Origin of the sequence: Paenibacillus sp. FSL R5-0345, from assembly GCF_000758585.1 — a bacterium.
Classification (GTDB): domain Bacteria; phylum Bacillota; class Bacilli; order Paenibacillales; family Paenibacillaceae; genus Paenibacillus_AQ.
In genome coordinates, this window is the sequence record NZ_CP009281.1 from 4,970,135 (window position 1) to 4,989,720 (window position 19,586).

Sequence of the window (19,586 nt, forward strand, 5' to 3'; positions counted from 1 at the left end):
TATTTTTAAATCAAGGGTCCTTCGTATGACACTGTATCGAATATATCTTCCAGCGGAATGTCCGCCACAGCCATCACTTCATCGAGCGCTCCGTGATACAGAGTCAGCCAGCTGCGTTCGATGCGGATCGGCACTGTGCCATTGCCCATCCAGCTGCCTTTCCATGCGCCCGGGCGCAGCCCCATCAGGAAGCGGTGGCTACACCTGTGTTTAACTCACAAAGAGGGAAGGGAACGAATTCTCCGCAAAGCGGTAAGCTACATCCTCTTCCCCACAGGTTATCTTTGTTTTTGTTTACTTGGCCGGCATTGCGTCGACTTGCTTCTGAATCTCGTCGACGACCTTCTGACCGCCAACCCCGAGAATCTTGTCCTTCATCATCTTTAATCCTTTATCGGTAGGCAATACACCTTGAGCCATCGGCAAGTACAGGGAATCATAGAAAGGAGAAACCTTAGCATACTCCGTCTTGACCTGATCCGCGTTGAAGGTGAACCCGGAAAGCGGACTCAAGAGAAAGGTTTCGGCCAATTTCGACTTCTCAAACCATTCCTTATCGCTCGGCAGCATACTGTCCGGGGTACGAACTAGGGTAGGACGCCATGTCATGACATATCCCGGGAAGGAGTAATCGGACAGCTGTTTGAAGGACGTATCTCCCGATGCTTCCCAATCCTTGCCTTCAATTCCGTATTCCAAAAGGTCATGATTTTCTTTAATAGAAAGCCAGTTGGCTACGTCCATCACCAGATCGGCATGCTTAGAGGCTTTAGGAATGCACATAAAGTTCCATTGCTGGAATGTTGAATACGGCTTAGCCGATTGGTCGTAAGGTACTACCACTTCAAGCTCGACACCTGGAATCTTGAGCGCTTCTAGGTATTTCAGACCTTCCACTCCGTCAGACGCATACAGCGTTGCCGCGTACTTACCTTGCGTGAACAAGGTTTGCGCGTTTTGCTCCTGAGCAATATTCTTGGACAGGATACCGTCATTGTAAAGCTTCGTGATCCTGTCGAAATTCTGCTGGAGGGACGGATTCTCCCAGGCCCCTACTATCTTCTTGTCTTTCTGGGAGTAATAGAACATCTTAACCGTAGTTTCCACATAGTTATCTTTGCTGGTATTATTGGAATAATCGGTGAAGAGATTCGGCATAGTGTCGGCTCTGCGACCATCGACAATGAACGGTTTGATCGTCGTTTCCTTTTCCTTCACGGTATAAAGGAAATCTTCAACATCTGCAACCGTTTTCAACTCTGGCATGCCGTATTTCTCACGAAGATCCTTCCGGATCAAGAAACCGTTCATCGCTCCTTGAGTTGTGCCCAGCGGAATTCCCATAATCTTGCCTTCGAATTTGTTCGACGCCCACATTTGCTCAGGGATCGAATCCTTCAGTTCCTTGCGGGCCGCCACCATGTCGTCAAGCGGAATAATGGAACCGCTTGAAATCATTTGTGCCATCGATAGCCAAGGAGCGTCCAGGTACATATCAAAATCCTCTCCTGCCGACATCTTGACCGATACGGAGTTGCCATAATCCGACCATGGCAAGAAATTGATATTCAGAGAAGCGCCTACATTGTCGGCTTTCAGCTTGTCGTTCACGGCCCTCATTACCTCCTCGAATTCGTTAGGCTTATCGCCGGGAAAATACGCTTTCAATTCAACGATTTCCTTTGGGGCCTCCGTAGCTGGAGCCGTGCTGGCCGTGGACACCTCTCCATTAGTGGAATTACTCGGGGAAGCATTCTTGTTTCCCCCGCCTCCACAGCCAGCCAGCAGTAGAGAAAGCGATAAGCCGCTGACGAGAATGGTACTGATTGCTTTGTTTTTTTTCATAATTTGACCCTCCTCGAAAAGTAATCATCTATGCGTTAATCCGGTCGCCCGGTTAATGCCGAAATCCATTCATTCAACCCTTTACCGCTCCAACAGTCAGGCCTTTGACGAAATACTTTTGCAGCATCGGATACAGCAGAATGATCGGTCCGATAGTGAGTACCGTCGTAGCCATTCGTACGCCATAGGTGGGGGCTTCTGTCGAGATCGCTGCGGCAGCAGGAATCAAATTTTTAGCCGCTTCCATATTAGAGACCATCCGCCGTAGGATTAGCTGCAGTGGAAACAGTTTTTCATTGTCGATGAACATTAAGCCCATAAACCAGTCGTTCCAGTAATATAGTGCATAGAACAAGCCAACGGATGCTAGAATTGGCTTTGAGATCGGTAGGATAATCTGGAAGAATACCCGCATTTCGTTAGCGCCGTCGATCCGGGCTGCTTCTTCCAGTTCATCCGGCACGGTGCGAAAAAAGCTGACCAGTAGGAAGACGAGAAACGGCTGACAGAGCAACGGCAGAATCAGTGCGCCGATGCTATTCTGCAGATACAGCCACTGGCTGACAACAATATAGAAGGGAATGATTCCTCCCGAGAAAAGCATAGGCAAGTAACAGAACAGGAGTAGCGGTGTCTGCAGCACATTGCGCTTGTTGGACAACGAGTAGGCGAGCATCGCCGAGATGCACAGTGCCGAGAGTGTCCCGATCACCGTAATCAGGATAGTGACTTTGTATCCCTGGGCCAGTGCATCGGAATGCAGCAGCGCCTTATAAGCCGCTGTAGAAAAATGCTTAGGAAACAGGGTATACCCGTTCACGATCAGTTCGCTTTCCTTCGTGAAGGAGCCGATGATCATCAGTAGAAACGGGAAGACACAGAAGATCGTAAACAAAATGAGAATGATGTAGGCCATGGCTGTAAAAGTACGGTCGGATGCCGTCTGTTTCATGATTTCCCTCCTAGAACAATGCGGATTCCTTAGATGCCTTACGGGTGATGGCGTTGGCGGACACGACGAAGATGAGCCCCATGACCGATTGGAACAGGCCCACAGCTGAGGACATCCCGAAGTCGTGTAGCTGTCTCATCGAGCGGAAGACGAAGGTATCAATGACATCTGTGGTTGAATAGAGCAGTGAATTGTCACCGATGATAGCATAGATCATGGCGAAATCACCATTAAAGATACGGCCGACCGACAAAAGCGTCATGATCGAAATCGTTGGGACCAGCAGTGGCACCGTGATCTTCATCATGATTTGGCGTTTAGATGCACCATCAATGCGGGCGGCTTCATAGAGTTCCTCGGAGATTCCGGTGATCGCGGCCAGAAAGATGATCGACAGGTAGCCGGCACCTTGCCAAACCCGGATCACCGTGAGGATGGCCGGCCATAGCTTCGACTCGAACATCCAGTTGATCGGCTCTAACCCGAGATTCTGCAGCCAGGTATTAACCGGTGGCTGTTCGCCTCCCAAAAACGATTGGACGAGCATACCGATTACAATCCAGGACATGAAATAAGGTAAGAAAATTAGCGATTGAGATATTCTCTTGAAATACTTGTTGCTTACTTCATTGAACATTAGTGCGATCAGCACCGCAAAAAAGGTTGTGAACATGATAAACAACACATTCAACCCGACCGTATTGCGGAGAATCACCCAAAAGTCATTCGAAGTAAAGAAATAGTCAAAGTTCTTAAATCCAACCCACTTGCTCCCGGTAATCCCGCGGGAGAAATCATACTCCTTGAAGGCGATCATGATTCCGTATATAGGGAAATAACTGAATATTAGAAAAAACAGCAAACCGGGAATCGCCATTAGGTATAAAAAAGGACTGTGTGCGATCTGCTTCAGCTTCCAGCGTATGCCCCGTCTTTGAGCATGCTCCATGCTCCTACCCCCTTAGTTGTCATTGGTCCGTGCACGGCCGAATGTCTGAAATCACCATATCAGGCCGTGGAGCAGAGAACAATTACAACATGCAACGGTACTTCTTCCTTGCATCCATTCACCGGTTCTTGAATCCATCACTCACCGCAAAATCCATTGATTTGGTTCAGTGAAGATGCTTCTATGGTACAATAAACCCTGCATTCCTAAACAAAAGGAACCGTCCGGGGGAGCTCAATGGAAAATATATTTAATTGGAAACGAATTAAACGACGAACGACTTTTCTAAAAATCCTCATCTATTTTATTAGCGCAACGACATTCCTGCTCGCTGTTTCTTTTGTTGCCCTTTACGGGCTGTCTGCCAAAACCCTCTTAAACGAAATCGGCGATCATACTGAGTCAGCTCTTGTCAATGGCGGCAAGAATACGGCTCAATTGATGGAATGGTCCATCAACTACGCTTACTCCTCCAGCTCTGACAGCCAGCTAGAGTCATATGCACTGGCCGAAGTAAACAGCACTTTTGAGACCTATACGGTCTGGAGTCGGCTAATGAATGTGAAGAATGGCAATCCATCCATTGATTCGGTCTATCTGATCAATGATTACACTGACAGTATCATCGATTCCCGGCTGGGGCTTACTGACATCGACGAGTTCTATGACCAAGAGGTACTGGAGCGGCTGCGTACACGCAAGATTACGGACGGGGCATTTCTGATTCCGCGCACCCCCCATATGCCTCTGAATTCTAGCAAATATCGGAGGGTGATTACGGCCATTATCCCCTATGAAACCGGCAAGTCCATCTCGGCGTTTGTATTGAACGTGGACGCGGACAGTATTATGACACTGCTGCAAGCCAACAGCTTCCTAGAGACCAACCTATTTGTCCTTAACGATAAGAATGAGATGATCTTCAGCACCGATCGACTAAGTCAGGATCAAATACAGGATTTCACCGCAGCCAGCTCGGATAAGATAAATGGCTGGAAGCTCTACAAGCCTGAAAACGAAAGGGAACAGATGCTGGTTTACGCCCAGACCTCGATTAAGGGTATTCAGAACTGGCGCTTCTACGAGACCATTCCCAAGTCTGTCATTCTGAGCAGGATCGATTTCCTGCGTAATATCACCCTGCTGTTGTTCGGCGGACTGCTCCTAGTTTCGCTCGGAGTAGTCGCTCTGCTGTCCCGAAAAGTCTATTCGCCGATTCAGGAGCTGGTGCAGAATGTCATGAAACAGCACCAGTCCGAAAAGCAAGACGGTCTGCTGGCAGCCAATGAGCTTGATTATTTGTCCCAGGTCTTCGTCTTTCAATCGGAGAAGATCCACGAACTGACAGAGGTGGGCCGGCAGCACAAATTCTTCGCTCGGGAACGCTTCATGCGTGAACTGCTCAGCGGTCCGGCGCCTTCTCTGGAGGAGATTCGCCAATCTATCCGCCGGCTGGAGATTGAGCTTCCGGAGGAGAACCTGTCGGTTGCCATCTTCCGGATCGACTACTTTCCGTCGTTTGTCCAGAACTATTCAGATAAAGACCAGCGGCTGCTAAGGTTTGCTATGACCAATATTGTCGGAGAGTCACTGCAGCCCTTCTTCGCCGCCCGAATTCAAACCGTGGATATGGGAGCGGATCATATCGCCGTCATCCTGCCGGTGGACAAAAGGCAGCCTAATGCTATTGCCGACAAGCTGCGGGAGTCGCAGCGGCTGGTGAAGCAGTATCTCTCCATTAGCACAACCGTGGCTTCCGGCAAATGTATGGAAGGATTAGCCGAGCTGCATGAAGGATACATGACTGTATACGAAATGACCCAGGAGCGCTTTCGGCTGGGGCATGGCGCGCTCGTGTCGGAAGAGCAGGCTGATAGTAGTCCGAACGAGCTGTACCATCTTCCGCTTGAACTGGAGAGGCAGATGGTACATGCAATTCAGAAGGCCGACGGCGACACTCTGCTCCCTACGATGGACGCTGCTCTCTCCGCGCTTAGAGAGCGGCCTTATTTTGAGTGCAAAATGTCGCTTATCACCTTTTTCATGCATGTTCGCCGTTCTCTTCAGGAAGCTGCTCCACATTTCATACTGTCCAGCTCCTGGGGACTCACTTCCGTCGAGAATCAGATTATGAAGCTTGAGACCCTCCAGGCATTCGGAGAATGGATGGAGGACTTGTCCAGCCAGACGCTGGCGGAGATCGCCGCTGCCCGCAATGTATCCAAGAAGGCGGGACTTGTCCAAGAGGTAGATCAACTAATCGCAGCACATCTGACCAATCCTAATCTGGCTACCAAGCTACTTGCCGATGAGCTCGGATTGTCGATTAATTACCTGCGCAACCTCTACAAGCTGGAAACCACCCGTTCGATTACCGAAACAATTTCAGAACGCAGGCTCGACATCATTTGCGAGGAGCTGCTGACGAGCGACAAGCCGATTGAGCCACTTAGTCAAAAGTATGGATTCACAACACTGAACACATTTTACGCGGCGTTCAAGAAAAGGTACGGGGTAACACCAGCCATGTACCGGAAAATGAATAAATAGCGGTATGAGACCCGCTTTATATCCGGAAGTTTTCTTACCCATTATTAATTAGAGGAGTTATAACATTTATGAATCTACCTATTTTTTTGCAACCTGTTTTTCAAGAACGCATTTGGGGTGGAACTAAACTCAAAGACTTGTTCAATTATCCCATTCCAAATAACTCGACTGGCGAATGCTGGGCGATATCGGCACATCCTAATGGACAGAGCATTGTAAAAGGAGGAGTCTTTCAAGGTATGTCACTAGGGGAGCTATGGAACTCGAAACCCGAACTATTCGGATCAAGTTCACCAGTGTTTCCTTTACTCACTAAAATTTTGGATGCCTCAGATAATTTGTCTGTTCAGGTGCATCCAGATGATGGCTATGCTGATAAGAATGAGAATGGAGAGCTTGGTAAAACGGAATGTTGGTACATTCTCGATGCTGAGCCTGATGCCACTATTATTTACGGGCACGAAGCATCCTCTAAACAGGAATTAGAATATATGATTCAAAGCGGGGAATGGGAGAAACTGCTCAGAAAGATTCCAGTAAAGCAAGGAGATTTTTTCTATGTACCCAGCGGCACATTACATGCTTTGGGGAAAGGAATTGTCGTACTGGAGACCCAACAAAGTTCAGACACGACTTATCGAGTATATGATTATGGTCGCCGAGATAATAATGGGAATTTACGTGAACTTCATTTAGGGAAAGCCATCGAAGTTACAACTACACCACAGATACATATACCATCTTCATATGTAACTCAAAAATATGACGGACTCTATATAACCCAATTTGTTTCGAATTCGTACTTTACAGTAGAAAAATGGGAAATCACTAATAAAACAAAATTGCCAGCTCATCCGAAATATTCTCTCATTAGTGTGATTGAGGGTAACGGTTATATCTTTATCCAAGACGGCAAGTATAGACTAAATAAAGGTGATCACCTTATTCTACCTGTTGATTGCGGACCTTATGAAATTGATGGAATGATTCAGCTTATTATTTCACATGAATAATTTGCGCCCTTTCGCTTTATTATGCCGATTATAGTAAAAATGTCGAAAATTTATTTTTACATTTCTTATATATTAAATCCAAAGGTTGCCTTTCCCTCTCATCATTCCCATTTAATTAATGAGAGGAGATGGAAATATGCATAATGTTAACAAAGATCAAAAAGCAATTAAAAATGCTTTTAGTAGTTATGTACAGTCGTGTTTACGTCATGCGAGCCGGGATTATTATAAAAAAGCTCTTCGCCATACTTCTCATACTATTCTATTGGATGAAAAAGAATTAAATAACATCAAACCCAACTTTAGTATTTGTTTGTCGTCCTCTACCCGAGTCGAAAATTGTACTACATTGATACAAATTATCGATGAATTGAAATTTAGTACTGTAGAAAAGAGGGTATTGGCCCTAAAGTACTGTAAGGATTTAACTGATAAAGAAATTGCATATAATCTTGGTATCTCAAGGCAAGCAGTCAGTAAAATGAAAGCAAATTTATTACGGAAATTAAAAGAGCACCTCTCTTTATATTGTTAAACTAATAATTCTCTTAACCTTACATTAAATTAAAAAGGGATGGAATCAGTATGCAAGAAATAGGTACACTGATTGAATTGGCTCAGAGTGGCAATCGTGATGCCGAAGCTAGACTAATTTTTCTTTATCAACCACTGATAAATAAATTTGCAAAACAAAACGGGCATATAGATGAGGATTGCAGACAACACCTTACATTAGAGTTCATATTAGCAGTACGTCGTTTTAATCTTAATCGTTATCATTAGAATATGAAGATTGCGTTTTTAAACTATGCATAATAAAAAAGTAATTTTTCATTTCAATGATCTTTAATTGATAGATATTTTTATATTAACTTGTGTGATTAATTTGTAACCCCCTGTTTTTATGGCAGGGGGTATCTTATATTACTTGAGTGTTGCGATTTAACTCAGCAATAAGCTAAGTGGACAGACCTGTAGTGCTATCAGTAAAAACAACGTTTAGGCAGACAGTTTGAAATGTTTCAGGATGTCGAAAAGCGGCTTTTTCTCCAAGGCTTGCTGGTAAACATAGACGATAATCTGCCCGAAGTACTCTTCTCAAATGCGATACACCACATCGCCTAGTGTCATGGATGATTTGTCTCTCATCCATTCCTGCCGCTGGAATTCAAGATAGTTTTGCGTCAGGAATTGAATGGCCCAAAAACGTTGAATGCCGATAAAAGAAAGCAGTTGATATTGGTCAAAGCCGAGCAATTCCTTGAAATAACGATTACCCGTTTCGATGTTCCAACGTACGTGATAATATCGCTGGATGGTAACGAGATCCAGGGACTGATCCGTACAAAGAAGACAAACCTGAGGTTTGCTCAAATCGGTGTAATCATCTTTCCAAGACAGCAACAGCTTGACGTTTTCGATCTCGCTCACGGATCCTTCGTAGGGATAGACCCAGTACATTCCCTGACCTTCCACGGTAACAGAGTGGAGATCAGTTTTGTGAATGTGCTGTGTAGCGAAATCACTAATTTGAATCGGAATGCCGGCTGGACAGATCAGCCGATTTGTTTTTACGGCTGCAATGACATGAAATCCCTTGCGGTTACAGGCGTTGATGACCTTCTCGCTCGTATACCAGCTATCCATAAGGACGTAGACGAGTGCATCATCCTCAGCAGGGAAGGCTTCGATCATTTCCAGAGCCAAATCGTTCTTGCTGCTAAACCTCATTCGCTGCGCCTCACAATACTCTTTCTGGTAATACGGGCGAAAATCCCAAGCGTAGGAGCAACCTTCACTCACCACATGGGAAGTGACAATGCTGTGGCACCAGACAGACTTGCCGTCTTCATGTGAATTCTGAAAGCTGAGCGCCTCCATCTTCTTGGTCGACTTGTCTTTCTTACAACAAGTGTCATCCACAATAAGAAACATAAGAGATCTGGAATCACCGCTTTTCACACGTTTCGCCCGGATCTTTTCCAATGCAAATTGCATGCGTCTACGCTGCATGCGGTTGACGCACCAGGGAGAGTGATTCAAGAAATTGGTCATGCTACTGAGATGACGATCTTGTCTGGTAACGTTACGAATCTGAGTGATATTCTTACGTCCGGCGCAGAGAATGATGCCGTGAACGAGTGTGAACACGTGATTCAGTTGTGGTTTAGATAACTCCAACTTCAGCACTAAAATAAACTTGACGATCATGGACATGTAGAGGGATACCATAAGAGTGGACATCTCCTTTATATGGAAATTGTGGCGTCGTAACCGTCAATTTCTACACAAAGGTTTGATGTCCTTTTTATTTTAAAATCTTCGACGAAAGTTCTAACAAACTTGCTTTAACCGGGTCAAATCGACAGCGTAGTTTTTGCAACACTCAAGTTATATTAGTGAAATCGTTCTATCCCAACAAGTAGAGGAGCAAAAAATAAGTTTAGAATTTTAATTGCTTATTCCTTATCTCATCCCCATTTAAATTATAGGGGCTAAGCTATAAAAAGCCTGCTTCTAAATTCCTTACTTGTTCTTTGATATCTACATATCTTCTGTTCAAGTACTTTCCCATTGCCTCTGCAACAGCAGAAGCGACATAGCGGAAGCGCCAAGAAGGATCGCATGTGCCCTGAGCGACTATCTTTCCGACTTAAATCATCCCATGGTAGGATGAATCGCAATGACCGGTATTGGGGATTATGATACTTCTGCCTGGCCAGCGTCACTGCATTGGGGGCAGCCCGCTCGGATGAGAGGGAGCTTTAAAAAGCTATGATGTCGAGTAACCGTCGGCAGCTTGAACAGATCTCTATGAATTTGTCGAGAATATATTGATTCATAAATAACACCTCCAGCCTCCATATATCTACAAATATTTTCTTCGTTAGGAAGTGCTATAGATGCAAACTGATATAGGACAGCCAGAACTTCAATCTTTACTTCTGCTTATGTATCGTAATTTTCCCGATGTAGTTAACATAGATCAATTGTGTGTTATGTTAGGTAATATAAGCACAAAAACTGCTTACAAACTATTGCAAGCTGAACGTATACAGCACTTTAAGATTGGTAGGATATACAAAATCCCTAAAATCTATATAATCGAGTATTTAGCCACAGTTATAAATGGCACTTCACCCTCTAGCTTTCACACTTTACCGCATTGAACCGCTCTGCTCATACGTGTTATAATTAATGCGTCAATGGTAGGACCAATGCGGGCTGCTATGAAGGAGGTTTTTTTCATGGTAGCAGGCCACCTACAAGAAAAAAAGGGTCTTTTTTATATGGTCTTGAATTGCAAGGATGAAGAAGGTAAGAGAAAACCAAAATGGATTCCTACTGGCCTTACGGTAAAAGGAAACAAAAAAAGAGCAGAAGCATTGCTATTAGAGACAAGGAGGGAATTTACTCTTCTTTTAAATGCTACTGAGGAAGAACCAGTTGAAGAAGTTATCGAAGAAATGTCAGCTGAAGAGCCAGTCGATCAAGGACCCCTATTTTCTGTCTTCATGCTTCAGTGGCTAGCAATGATGAAACACCAGGTTGAATTTATCACTTACGCTTCGTATCACAACGTCATTACTAATCATGTTGTACCTTACTTTGAAGAAAAAGGGCTTTTTCTCAAAGAGCTATTACCATGTCATATTCAAGAATACTATCAGTATGAGCTTGAAGAAAATGGAGTGACAACCAACACGGTTCTCCATTATCATGCTAATATTCGCAAAGCGCTAAAACATGCTCTCAAAAATGATTTAATTAACACTAACCCGGCAGATAAGATTGAAAGGCCAAAGAAAAATGATTTTGTAGGCAGTTTTTACAACAAGCAGGAGACAAATATTCTGTTTGAAAAAGTTAAGGGCGAATTGATAGAGCTAGCAGTCATTCTTGCCGCTTTTTATGGATTGCGGCGAAGTGAAGTAGTCGGATTGAAATGGACAGCTATAAATTTTGAAAACAAAACGATTAGTATCAGGCACACGGTAACTCCGGTTTATTTTGAAGGTCAGGAACACATCATTGAAAAGGACCGTGCTAAAAACAAACCGAGCCGCCGCACCTTACCTCTTGTGCCAGCTTTTAAGGATTTACTGCTGCGCATTCGTGAGCTTCAAGCTCTCAATAAAGCCATATGTGGTAAATCCTACTGCACAGATTACGAGGAGTATATCTATCTGGATAAGTTGGGACAACGAATTAAACCGGGCTATATCACACAGAACTTCACTAGAACTCTTAAAAAAAATGGTCTTCGTCATATTCGTTATCACGACCTGCGTCATAGTTGTGCAAGCCTCCTACTCTCCAATGGAGTCAGTATGAAAGAAATTCAAGAATGGCTGGGACACAGCAACTATTCTACAACAGCCAACATTTATTCTCATCTAGAGTACAGCTCCAAAGTATCTTCGGCATCAACAATGAGCGGTGTTTTGGTCTTTTAATAAAAAAAGATCGCACTACCCTCAATATTTCATGAGAGTCATGCGATCTTCTCCTCGTTCTCTCCTTCGGAAAAAGGAGAGAACTGCAGGAGAGAACTCGATAAAAAGTTCTCTCCTAAGCTGTTTCAAAAACCAAGGTTTTTCGGAAAAAACCCTTATAAATCAAGGATGCCGAGGACGGGGGTCGAACCCGTACGGTACTCACGTACCGCAGGATTTTAAGTCCTGTGCGGTCTTACCTTTCCACAAACCCTTGCTATGAGTGCATTTTTCGCTATCTGTTCGATGTTAGCTTAACAGGATTCGCTAATACCAAACTCAGTAAAATCCTGTGTGCTTACACCTAATATAGCACCAAACAATTAAGAACACAAGTTCTCATTCCTGTATTGGCAACCTAATACCCCGCCTATATTTCAATTTCTATTTTCCCCACATATAGCGGCATATCTGAAGGAATTAGTCTACCTCCAGGCAACATAATGGGGCCATATAGCTCTCCATTCATAATCTCACGCCCTATTAAATGCTTTAAAAATGCCTGATAATCTGCTTCATTCTGCATAGCCTTCTTCGTCTTGCCACTGGCTGGCACAAATTCGCAGATTACAAATACAGCTTGTGAAGCCTCCTGCTTGTGTGCTTCAATAACCGTCCCAGCCACAGCATGAATCAGTTGATAGCGTAAGCCTTCTGCATCTTTGTCACCCAGAACCGCCTGCGTCAGCTGTCGGATTCGCTCAGGAGCTTTTGATCTGGGCTTCTTAATGCTTCTGGATTCATATACTCCCACGAGATCGCCAAAGGATTCATCCGCTTTTGCTTCCACAGTAATAATTTTCGTTTGGAGTTAACTGTACCTATAATAATCAGATCATGGTTTCTGCCTTTCCCTCTCAGCTGATCCAGCTTTGTTTCATATTCTGGTACCGCCCATTCTGCTTCAAATCCTTGTAAGTCGGCGTGACTATGCAGTAATTCAGTTAAAGCGATAGGAGTTTTAGGTTGTCCTCCTTCCAGCCAAGAACGGGCAAGTTCATAAGCACTCCTCCCTTTCTTCCAGTGCAATTCTTTTTTTGCAGGTGGTGCATTTAACTTCCACTCTTCAATGCTGGAAATGTTAACTCCGCTTTTGCTCATTATCTTCAAACCACTCACTCCTTTTCTTATTTCTCACACTGATAGTATAAAGGCAATCTGTGCAGCTGGTTGTCAGCGAACAAGGGTTTGGTCTATACTTTTATACAGATCACAGAAGTTCAAGAATCCAAAGGAGCGTTATTTTATGCGGCAACAAATGACTTACGGTACTACTACCATTGAATATACTCTTATACGTAAGCCAGACAAAAAAGACGTCTCCATTTCTGTCGATATGTACGAAGGAGTGCGTGTCATTGCTCCTGAATGCATCGAGCAAGCTCAGATTGATCAGATCATGTACAACAAAGCGCCCTGGATCTTAAAGAAACAGTATGGATTCCGTGAGATTGAAGAACAGGTCTCACAGCATGAATTCCTAAGCGGAGAGAAGATCCGTTATCTCGGGAGAGCATACCGACTGAAAGTTACGAAGCAACCAATACGCACAGCTACACTTCAATTTAAAAACGGAAAATTCATTGCAGATATCCCTATTCATTACAACCAAAAACTACAAACGGAGGAACTTAAAAACCTCTGTATTGAATGGTACAAAGCCTATGGTACGTTCAAGATTCAAGAACGTATTAAACAATACACTAAACTGATGGGCCTAACCCCCACTTCTCTGCTTCTTAAAGATCAAGAAAAGCGCTGGGGTAGTTGTACGCAAAAAGGAGAGCTTCTGATCAACTGGCGTATCATGATGGCTCCCCTGCGGATTGTGGATTATGTAGTTGTTCATGAAATGGCCCATTTAAAAGTACCAGATCATTCCGAAGCGTTCTGGAGCTTTCTCAGATCTGTAATGCCTGACTACGAGGAGCGAAAGGAATGGCTCAGAATTAATGGTCCATCGTTAACTCTATAGATCCTCACTACTCCGCCCCATCAAAATTTTTTATGAATTCTTATTTTCGGTAATGGATTCCTGCCAGATCGACGAGCTGAATGGTCAAAGACTCCAGCTTGTCCTCTGGACATTTAAACACCCGCAGTTGACGCTTGGTTTGCTTCCGCATTTCCCGCTTTACATCATCCTTCTGCGTCCATTCAATAACGGACAGCTCCTGAATCTTTTCTGTGATTACTTCGGTTAAGGCTTTAAGCGCCTCTTTATTATCTTCTTCAGGAAGCTGCATTTCCAGCATCAAAAAGAATGGATATTGCTCTCGTGTAAGCCCAAGATGCTCCCCTTGCTTGGCTGCATCCCGCATCTCACCCATAATCTCCTGCATCTTTTCCATCATTTCAAAAATATCCATCTGCTTCAGCTTCCGCGCTTCAATCAGCTCTTCCAGCTTCTTCTTCAGTGAAGTATACAGTACAGGGTTTTCATCCAGCTTAACCCGAATTTCATGACGGATGGCATGCTCCATCTCAGAAGCTTTGGCTTCACCTTGGAACTGGCTCAAATGCTGTTCGAACTTACTAGACAAAATATCAATGGGATCATGCAGAATTTCCACTTTTGAGGCCCGCAGATGATCAGCGATCAGTTGCCTTACCTTTTCCCCCAGGTCACTGATATCCATATCTTCCACCTTATATCGGGACTTGGCAGCTTGTCTTACTTTGCCGAGAAAGGCCAGGTCGCCCACATAAGGCTGAGCCATCGGGTTAGGCAAAATCATGTCCATACTCTTAGCAAATAGCTTAAAGGCATGTTCAAATTCACTCCGTACATCTTCGGGTTCCAAGATTTGAATGCAGCTTTCTAGATCGTCTTTACGGATATAGTCAAAATATCTCATGGCTGCACGGTGCCGACTCTGTAATCTAGGAAGTTCGCTACCGATTGGCATAAGAGCCCCTTGAATGTCATCCTTGGAGAAAATATCAAGTGCCTTCTCCAGAAAGCTGGATACGCCAAAGTAATCTACGATGAGGCCATAAGTTTTACCATCGTATGTGCGGTTGGTACGGGCAATCGCTTGCAACAAGTTGTGCTCCTTAAGAGGCTTATCCAAATACATGACCTGCTCAACAGGTGCGTCAAAACCTGTCAACAGCTTGTCGCATACAATCAGGAAGGATAGCTTATCTTCTTCCAGCGGCTTCTTGAAACGTTCAATCAACAGTTTTTCTTCATCTTTGGAGATTGCATATTCCTTCTTACGGTCGTCATCATCGTTGCTGGATGAATAGATGACCGCTGAATCCAGATCACTGAGTTCATCCATCTTCTGCTTATAGGTCACTGCAGCATCTCTGGAAATGGCGACTATCTGAGCTTTAAGCCCATTCGGTTGAATGTGTTCTTCATAATGCTTGATAATGTCCAGTACAATCTGCTCAATCCGTTTCGGGCTGGCGATAATAGCTTCTTCGTCAGCATACTTCTTCTTTATCCGTTCTCTAGTCTCTTCATCGTATTCACGGAATTTGCGATCAAACAGTTGATCTAGCGTTTCCCCTTCCACATGCAGATGCGATAGGCGTGCTTCGTAAAAGATAGGAACCGTTGCCCCGTCATCCACTGCCTGCTCAATTGTATATTTGTCGATATAAGAACCAAATGTGCGGGTTGTGCTTTTATCTTCTTTATCGATTGGCGTACCTGTAAACCCTAAGTAACAGGCATTCGGCAGAGCTGTCCGCATGTTCATGGCAAGACCCTTGTATTGTGAGCGATGAGATTCATCAATCATAACAATTATGTTTGAAGCGGTAGAAAGCACAGGGAATTTATCCTGGTCTTTCTCCGTTTGAAACTTCTGAACCAGTGTCATAATGGTCGAGCCAGATCCCTGCAGTAGCAATTTTTTCAGATCACGCACGCCTTCAGCCTGCTGAGGATTAGCAAACCCACAACGACGAAATGTATTCGTTATTTGGTTATCTAAATCTTTACGATCCGTAACTATGATAATAGTTGGGTTACTTAATGCTTCGATTCGTCTCAGCTTGACCGCCAGATATAACATCGTGAGTGATTTCCCACTGCCTTGTGTATGCCATACTACGCCGCCGCGATCTCTTGGATCACTTGCCGTCAGGATGCGGTTTGCTGCCTTATGTACGGCACGGAATTGCTGATAACGGGCAAGCTTTTTGATGATGCGACCGCCCTCGGGTTCGAAGACGATGAAATTCTGGATGAGATCCAACAGGTTTGCTTTGGATAGCATGCCTGCGACAAGAATATCCTGAGGTGTCGGGTTGATTCCAACTTCAGGGCTTGTTAATGGGTACGGATCTTTCCATTCTCCAAAGTGCTGTAATTGTGCTCCAATCGTTCCCGCTTTAGCACGGTCATTACTTGTGGCGATCAGGATTTGGTTATAGTGAAACAGATGCTCATAGTCCTTCTGATAACGCATCATCTGCTTAACCGCTTTACCTAGCTGTTCATTAATGGAGACCATTGGGCTTTTGCACTCGATTACAACAAGTGGCAGGCCATTAACAAACAAAATTAAATCGGGACGGATCGGTTTCTCACCGCCTGTGATTGTGAATTGATCAACGACCAAAAACTCATTGTTTAACGGGTTGTCAAAGTCGATCAGCCTTACGGTCTGACCTTTCTTTCCTTTGCCGAGATCCTGTTGTATGGAAATGTAGTTCACCAGCATACTATGTAATTTCTCGTTGACTTCCATCAAGCTGGTCGCTTCTACATGCTTAATAGAGCGGACAATTTTGCTTAGATTGTTATCCGAAAGCCAGGGATTCAGAGTTTTGATCGCTTGGGTCAGCCGTTGAGTCAGCACCACTTCACGGCCAGTCTCACGTTCAGAATCCAGGGAAGAGCCATGCAGATGTGCATAGCCCATATCCTGAAGCTGTTTAACTAATCTGTTTTCAACCAATTGTTTTTCGTTCCAATCACTTGTGCTCATACCAGCACCTCTTCTGATTGATCAACATTGGCGCGTCCCCTGCCTGTCAGCAAACTCTTCATAAGTCCTGTTTTTAAATTTCTTAGCATTTTAACCTGATCCTTTTCAGCTAATATACGATTGTCTAGAGACTGAAGGAACCCTGCAATTTTTTTTTGTTCGGCCAATGGTGGAAGGCATATATTTAAAGTAAGAAAAGCCTGTTTCGAAATATTCTTCATACTTCCACTTGTCCCTGTAGCAATTCCACCTATTTTATCTCTCATATATGTCCAAGTTAATACAAAACTTAACCAAAGAGGATTTGCCCTTTCATGAGCTATTGTTGCTTGCCAAAGACGATCTGGAAGAAATAAATTAGGATAATCCTTATCAATATACGAACTTGATCCAACTAATAGTGGTGTATTCATTCGACTAATAATAATATGATCTTCTTTAGGATTAACCATGGCTCTAGTATACTCTTCGGGCAGTATAGCTTTATGTTCTTCTGGATTAAAAACTCTTTCTGAAACAGAGCTTGTTTTCAAAATACCTAGTTCCGATTTATTTGTTCTTCTGCTCTCAGAATTAACACTTACACCAGCCTTAAGATTTTTAATAATATCCCCTAAAGAAACAATTTCCCACGTCGACGGAATCTCACCAATTTCTGTCTCATTAAACTCTATGTGTCCAATTCCCTTTGTCAGCAACTGCTGCATTAAGCCTTCCTTTACCGTTTCTGTTTGGTTGATAATCGCTTCTGTTTTTTCAATCGCATCGTCGACGGACGAGAGGATTTCAACAATTTTTTGTTGTTCAGCAAGCGGAGGAAGTGGCATTAATATATCTTTAATATTTTCATACTTCAGATTCAATGTATCATCTACTAGGCCTTGTGAGAATCTACGAAACAGCCTAATCATAGAACTTGTTTTAAATAAATATTCAACAAATTTTCCATTCAGAGCTCTCTTTGGCTTTAGAACTGTATATGCAGGACTTACTATTCCTTCTCCATTACTAAGCGATACTACTCCCTGCCACATTCTCATTGTGTTGTATACAATATCACCAGGTTCAATTACTTTATATTTAGATTTATCACTAGAAGAAATATCCCTTTTCTCGCTCTCTGACTGTGGAATTATTCCTCTTCCACGGGTGACAGACAGTAAGGGTAGATCTTCGCGGTTGTTGATTTTACTCTCAGCAAACAGTTCACCTATTTTAACAAATCTCCAGTTTTCAGGTAATACGTTTAAGAAAGGTAATCTTAGTTTAGTATAATAATCACACACCATACCCCAGCTCCTTCAAAAACCCATACATCTTAGCTTCAATCTCTTCCCGCTCCTGCTCTAACTGCCGAAGTGTCGTAATTGCTTCTTCTACGACGATCTCTTCCTCTTCTACAGCAGAATCAATATATCGGGCAATGTTAAGGTTGTAGTCATTCTGGTTGATCTCATAGAGACTTACCACACGAGCATATTTCTCAATATCCTGCCAAGCATCGTAAGCTGAAACGATCTTCATAATATCCTCATCACGGAGCACGTTCTGATTTTTGCCTTCCTGGTAATCCTTCGCTCCGTTGATAAACAGTACATTGCCCTTCTTATGTTCTTCCTTATTACGATTCAGAATCACGATACACGCTGGAATTCCTGTTCCATAGAAGAGATTGGACGGTAGGCCAATCACTGCTTCAATCAATCCTTCTTCTCCGTGCAGGCCTTCAAGCAGCCCTTTACGAATCTGGCCTTCGGCTCCACTACGGAACAGAATGCCGTGTGGCATTACAACTCCAGCTTTACCATGGTGATTAAGCGTGGCCGCCATGTGCTGAACAAAGGCTAGATCCCCTTTATCTTTCGGTGGGATACCAAAACGAAAACGCCCGTAGGAATCTGCTTCTGCTTCTTCACGTCCCCAGTTACTTAGGGAAAACGGTGGATTAGCGATAACACGATCATACAAAATCAGTTCACTGTCTTCCGTCAGCTTCGGATCACGGATGGTGTCGCCTTTTTCAATCCGATGGTCGCTCAGACCGTGTAGGAGCAGGTTCATCTTACAGATAGCCCAAGTATTGAGGTTTCGTTCTTGACCGTGCAGCGTCAGGTTACGTGAATTGCCACCTTTAGATTTGATATAGTCTACGGACTGGATCAGCATACCCCCAGACCCTGCAGTCGGATCGCAGATACGCATACCTTCTTCAGGCTTGATCAACTTGACGATCAGTTCAACCACTTTACTAGGCGTATAGAATTCTCCGCCCTTTTTCCCAGCATCATCGGCAAACTGCTTGATCAGATATTCATAGGCACGCCCTAACATATCAGGTTCAGTCAGATTGTCGTTACGCAGGTTGATGGTACCAAAGTGCTGGATCAGTCGCAAAATCAGCTTGTCAGGCAGCTTTTCTTTATCGTTAAAGTCGATGCTGGCAAGAACACCTTGCAGCTTCGTATTTTCTTCTTCAAGGCTTTCAAAAGCAACATTTATGGCTTCGCCTACATTGCTTGTAACGGTAGACAAATAGGACCAACGTGCACGCTCAGGTACGAAGAACTGGTGCTCGTCACGGTCTGTCCAGCCATAGGTTTTGCCTTCTTCACGCTCAATTTTTTCGGCCACTTCCACAAACACATCATTCAGCCGCTTCAGAAATAACATGCCAAAGATATAGTTTTTGTAATCGGATGAATCAATGCTTCCGCGCAAGATATTGGCGGACTCCCACAGATGGGATTCAAGTTGCTGTTGGGTAAGGGTACTCATGTTAGCCTCCATGTATTTCATCTTTCTCGTTGTTAATATAGGTCTAATTATCTATTA

At 43.9% G+C, this 19,586-nt stretch carries 15 protein-coding genes and 1 pseudogene; 7 read left to right on the forward strand and 9 right to left on the reverse strand.

The genetic code is table 11. From position 1 onward, the window contains the following. Window positions 1-5 precede the first annotated feature (5 nt). The 4 genes from R50345_RS32235 to R50345_RS21995 form a co-directional block, all read right to left on the reverse strand. Window positions 6-134: a hypothetical protein gene (locus R50345_RS32235; protein WP_256719208.1), complete on the reverse strand. Its 129-nt coding sequence runs from the start codon at window positions 132-134 to the stop codon at window positions 6-8. A 160-nt stretch (window positions 135-294) separates the two neighbouring features. Beyond that, on the reverse strand, window positions 295-1,845 hold the full coding sequence (locus R50345_RS21985; protein ID WP_042130108.1) for an extracellular solute-binding protein: 1,551 nt from the start codon (window positions 1,843-1,845) through the stop codon (window positions 295-297). Window positions 1,846-1,918: 73 nt separating this feature from the next. Next, window positions 1,919-2,797, reverse strand: a complete 879-nt coding sequence (locus R50345_RS21990) for a carbohydrate ABC transporter permease (protein ID WP_042130109.1) — start codon at window positions 2,795-2,797, stop codon at window positions 1,919-1,921. 10 nt (window positions 2,798-2,807) lie between these two features. Next, window positions 2,808-3,746: an ABC transporter permease gene (locus tag R50345_RS21995; RefSeq protein ID WP_042130110.1), complete on the reverse strand. Its 939-nt coding sequence runs from the start codon at window positions 3,744-3,746 to the stop codon at window positions 2,808-2,810. Window positions 3,747-3,983: 237 nt separating this feature from the next. Between R50345_RS21995 and R50345_RS22000 the strand changes: the two genes are divergently transcribed. The 4 genes from R50345_RS22000 to R50345_RS22015 all read left to right on the forward strand — a co-directional run bounded on the left by R50345_RS22000 (window position 3,984) and on the right by R50345_RS22015 (window position 8,092). After that, entirely contained in the window at window positions 3,984-6,296 is a 2,313-nt protein-coding gene (locus tag R50345_RS22000; RefSeq protein ID WP_042130113.1) for a helix-turn-helix transcriptional regulator, read from the forward strand. 68 nt (window positions 6,297-6,364) lie between these two features. Beyond that, complete coding sequence (gene manA / locus R50345_RS22005; RefSeq protein WP_042130116.1) at window positions 6,365-7,309, forward strand: mannose-6-phosphate isomerase, class I; 945 nt, start codon at window positions 6,365-6,367, stop codon at window positions 7,307-7,309. 136 nt (window positions 7,310-7,445) lie between these two features. Continuing rightward, the gene (locus R50345_RS22010) at window positions 7,446-7,844 is read left to right on the forward strand and encodes a sigma-70 family RNA polymerase sigma factor (RefSeq protein ID WP_042130118.1); all 399 of its coding nucleotides are present in this window, start codon (window positions 7,446-7,448) and stop codon (window positions 7,842-7,844) included. A gap of 50 nt (window positions 7,845-7,894) precedes the next feature. Next, entirely contained in the window at window positions 7,895-8,092 is a 198-nt protein-coding gene (locus tag R50345_RS22015) for a helix-turn-helix domain-containing protein (protein ID WP_042130121.1), read from the forward strand. A 315-nt stretch (window positions 8,093-8,407) separates the two neighbouring features. Here the strand turns inward: R50345_RS22015 and R50345_RS22020 are convergent, their stop codons facing one another. After that, window positions 8,408-9,553 carry an IS701 family transposase gene (locus R50345_RS22020; protein ID WP_081954154.1) on the reverse strand — a complete coding sequence of 382 codons (1,146 nt, stop codon included), beginning with the start codon at window positions 9,551-9,553 and terminating at the stop codon, window positions 8,408-8,410. A gap of 707 nt (window positions 9,554-10,260) precedes the next feature. Here R50345_RS22020 and R50345_RS32030 point away from each other — a divergent pair. Continuing rightward, the gene (locus tag R50345_RS32030) at window positions 10,261-10,479 is read left to right on the forward strand and encodes a MerR family transcriptional regulator (protein ID WP_256715173.1); all 219 of its coding nucleotides are present in this window, start codon (window positions 10,261-10,263) and stop codon (window positions 10,477-10,479) included. Window positions 10,480-10,557: 78 nt separating this feature from the next. After that, window positions 10,558-11,766 carry a tyrosine-type recombinase/integrase gene (locus R50345_RS22030; protein ID WP_052414694.1) on the forward strand — a complete coding sequence of 403 codons (1,209 nt, stop codon included), beginning with the start codon at window positions 10,558-10,560 and terminating at the stop codon, window positions 11,764-11,766. A gap of 409 nt (window positions 11,767-12,175) precedes the next feature. On the opposite strand, the pseudogene R50345_RS32495 reads toward R50345_RS22030, so the two are convergent. After that, window positions 12,176-12,906: pseudogene (locus R50345_RS32495) on the reverse strand (DUF6946 family protein). A gap of 145 nt (window positions 12,907-13,051) precedes the next feature. On the opposite strand from R50345_RS32495, the gene R50345_RS22050 reads away from it, so the two are divergent. Further along, window positions 13,052-13,780 (forward strand): M48 family metallopeptidase, encoded by a 729-nt coding sequence (locus R50345_RS22050; RefSeq protein WP_231573873.1) that lies wholly within the window; start codon window positions 13,052-13,054, stop codon window positions 13,778-13,780. A 40-nt stretch (window positions 13,781-13,820) separates the two neighbouring features. Here the strand turns inward: R50345_RS22050 and R50345_RS22055 are convergent, their stop codons facing one another. Genes R50345_RS22055 through R50345_RS22065 form a run of 3 tightly spaced genes read right to left on the reverse strand, consistent with a single transcriptional unit; the run spans window position 13,821 to window position 19,529 of the window. Continuing rightward, window positions 13,821-16,754 carry a type I restriction endonuclease subunit R gene (locus R50345_RS22055; RefSeq protein WP_042130130.1) on the reverse strand — a complete coding sequence of 978 codons (2,934 nt, stop codon included), beginning with the start codon at window positions 16,752-16,754 and terminating at the stop codon, window positions 13,821-13,823. After that, on the reverse strand, window positions 16,751-18,043 hold the full coding sequence (locus tag R50345_RS22060) for a restriction endonuclease subunit S (protein ID WP_052414695.1): 1,293 nt from the start codon (window positions 18,041-18,043) through the stop codon (window positions 16,751-16,753). Before R50345_RS22060 ends, R50345_RS22055 begins: the two co-directional genes overlap by 4 nt. After that, window positions 18,033-19,529 (reverse strand): type I restriction-modification system subunit M, encoded by a 1,497-nt coding sequence (locus R50345_RS22065; protein ID WP_042130133.1) that lies wholly within the window; start codon window positions 19,527-19,529, stop codon window positions 18,033-18,035. Before R50345_RS22065 ends, R50345_RS22060 begins: the two co-directional genes overlap by 11 nt. Window positions 19,530-19,586 lie beyond the last annotated feature (57 nt).